General features: G+C 56.7%; 1 protein-coding gene and 1 pseudogene. Both read left to right on the forward strand.

Features of this window, described 5'->3' with window-relative positions; translation table 11 throughout:
• The first annotated feature begins 233 nt into the window (after positions 1-233).
• Positions 234-2,510 carry a DNA phosphorothioation-associated putative methyltransferase gene (locus ACPEES_RS22955; protein ID WP_435106753.1) on the forward strand — a complete coding sequence of 759 codons (2,277 nt, stop codon included), beginning with the start codon at positions 234-236 and terminating at the stop codon, positions 2,508-2,510.
• Between the two features lie 534 nt (positions 2,511-3,044).
• A pseudogene (locus ACPEES_RS22960) lies at positions 3,045-3,252 on the forward strand (hypothetical protein); the annotation flags it as partial.

The raw sequence follows: 3,252 nt of genomic DNA on the forward strand, positions 1-3,252 counted from the left end.
TGGTGCAATCGTTCTTCCATCACCCAGCTTGTCGATACACGATTGCACATGACATTACTTTCTAAAGGATTAGTAACGTGGTCAAGCTCCGGGATGATGGCAGCAAAGTTTCCTTGCTGCATTACCCGCGGTTCTTCGACGACCCTTTTCCAGAGCTTGCTTCAGCCTGGGTCGTGTATCCCACAGAAGAGCGAGTTGGCCGTCGGACCTTCGTAGAGCGGCGGAGCCCCCCGGTGCTGCACCGCAAAGAGCTTCTTCTAGACGAAAGCCACGAGCAATTCGAAGAGTTCTCACGACTTACGTCTGATCTAGAGCAGAGGGGCCTGTTACGGAACCCCAGAGGTATCGGTTCCCGCGAGACCTGGAACGCCAGGCTCGCGACGGCGGGGGTCCGCGTAGAGGGGCACGCGCTCATAGACGCTACCGACGGCGGTACGCGACCCCGGCGTATCAGTGACGATGAAGCATCGGCTATCGCACGTCACAAGACCGCTATTAGCAGGTTTGGGCTATCCGCGCCGCTACAGGCCTTAGCCAGGCACGGTTTCTTGGATGGAGGTAAGACGGTTTTTGACTACGGTTGTGGGCGTGGCGGCGATCTGGATCTACTCGAACAAAACGGTGTGACTGCGTTCGGGTGGGACCCGCACTACCGGCCTGACGGGCAGAAACGTGCGGCTGACCTAGTGAACCTGGGTTTCGTGATCAATGTGATAGAAGATCCCGCTGAACGGCGAAGTGTCCTCGCAGAGGCGTTCACATATGCCGAACGACTGCTAGTGGTTTCCGCAATGCTCAGTGGACCCCGGTCTAATGCGGGTGTCGAGTATAGTGACGGGGTGGTAACTCGCAGGGGAACTTTCCAAAAGTACTTTACTCAGCTGGAATTGAGAGGGTTTATAGAGTCGACGCTTGGGGCGGAAGCTATTCCTGTTGCACCTGGGATTTTTTTCGTTTTCGCTACCGCGCAGGACCGGCAGGACTTTGAGGAGGCGCGTGCAACACGGCGCGCTACGATCTCCGCGTTCGCCCAATCTATTGCAGGATTCGGTAGAAGAACCGTTGACCAGCAGCTCTACGATAGGTATCCAATCCTGCTTGATCGCCTTTGGGAGCTGTGGCTATCTCTCGGCCGTGAACCTAGATCGGAGGAGGTGCCGTTCCTTCCGGAGGTCCTAGACCTTTTCGGTGAGCTTCGGTCGGCACTACGTTTCCTGCGGAGGCTGCATGGCAGTGAGCCTATAGAAGTGGCGGGCCGGGCGCGCATTGCCGACTTACAGATCTATCTAGCTTTGGAGAAGTTCGAAGGACGAAGGCGCTTGGCCGACTACTCGGAGCGACTGCGTCGCGACCTCAAGGCTTTCTACGGAACATTCAAAAAGGCACGGGAAGCTGCCGAGGCTGAGCTATATCGGATTGCTGATCGAAAGTACATCGTTGACGCATGTCGCGAGGCAGCCAACGGTGGCCTTGGGGCCTTGGACGTTGACCACTCGCTTACCGTCCATACGAGCTATGTTGAGCAGCTGCCTGCGGTTTTGCGCATCTACATCGGCTGCGCGACTCATCTCTACGGCGACGTCACGTCAGCGGATTTGGTAAAGATTCACGGCCAGTCGGACAAGCTCACGCTGAGTAGCTTCGATGACTTCGAGGGCAAGGCTCTGCCGAGGATGACCACTCGCGTGAAACTGGACTACCGAAGACAGGATTTCGATGTCTTTGAATACGGTGCGGAGTATGAACCGCCGTATCTATTTCTTAAGTCCCGATTCATTGGGCCAGACTTCCCCCATTATGATGAACAAGCGGCTTTCGATGAGCAGCTAGAGAGGCTGAATATCGTCGACTTAAGCGGCTATGGGCCAAAGCCTTCTGAGTTCGATACTTCGCTGCACCGATACCGCCTCTCCGTGGAAGAGTTTGAGTTTGTGTGCCGTAGCGATGTGCCAGATCTTGATGAACCTTGCGGACGGAACTTGACGTTTCGGGATCTTGTGGAGTGCGGGCAGACGCAGCGTGAGCTCGGGAAACCGAATGTGCCCAGGAGCCCGGAGACCTACAACGCCCTGGCGCGACTCGCTCTTGAAGTGCTCGACCCCGTAATGGATTACTTCGGTGGTATTCAGCTGACATATGGTTTTTGCTCAAGCGGCCTGGCGAAACACGTGCCGGGCGGCATTGATCCTCGTAAGGACCAGCATGCCGGTCATGAGTTGAACACCCGTGGGAACCCCGTCTGTTCGCGGCTAGGTGCGGCGGTGGATTTCATTGTGCCTGACGAGAGCATGCTCGAGGTCGCGGCGTGGATAGCTATGCATACGTCCTATGACCGACTCTATTTCTACGGTGACGATCGGCCAATCCACGTCAGTATTGGCCCTCAAAGTCAGCGGGAGTTTGTCGAAGTTCGGACGCTAGCGACAGGGCGGAGGATGCCGCGTGTCGTCAGGGACGTGGAAGCGTATTTGGGTCAGGAGCTCGTGATGCGCGTAGAGAACGCCGAATAAGTGTCTGTTGAATTAGAGCCAGGTGTCGGGATCGATTCCGTGCTCCTCTAGTATCTGTCTCGCGGCGTTCTCCAAGGCTTGGTAGTCGGCGTGATATTGCTCCCAGACCTTGTAGTAGAGACTATGCCCAGAGACCTTGTCGCCGGCGTTGATCTGAGCGAGGTATGTGAGTCTCCTGCGAACGCCGTCCGGATCTCTGAACGTTGGCGCTCGGTCTTCATTCGGATGGATGGGCAGTCGATTCAGAGTCCGGCTAAGCTGCAACACTCGGGGATGATGTTTTGACGGTTGGTCCGAACCCAGCCGCCTGAGCGTCCAGAATGCTAGTGTCAGTTCGTCCTCAGTCCAATCAGGGTTTTGTTTTGACACTACATTTTGTTCCTGGCGAAGAAACAGGGTATAGCTCCCAGGTTCATACTCCGGGCAGGGAAAAGGCAATGCCAGCGCATTCACGCCAGCAAAGCCTCCACGACAGATCATGAGGCGTGAAGCGGCTGGTTGCAAGCCACCAGACAGCGGATTGTGGAGACCTCCATGGACAATACAAACGACCCTGACCGGCTCGCCCGCGTCCGCCAGCGCCTCCACGCCTTCGTCCGCGCGCGGGACTGGGAGCAGTTCCAGACGCCCAAGAATCTGGTCATGGCGCTGACGGGGGAGGTGGGTGTCAGCCCCGCCCGATATTGTCCGGATAGTAACGGACTAATTTGTCCGCCCACCCAAGCTGGGTACCTTCTGAGCA

The sequence above is a fragment of the Arhodomonas sp. AD133 genome, assembly GCF_051195215.1.
Classification (GTDB): Bacteria; Pseudomonadota; Gammaproteobacteria; order Nitrococcales; family Nitrococcaceae; genus Arhodomonas.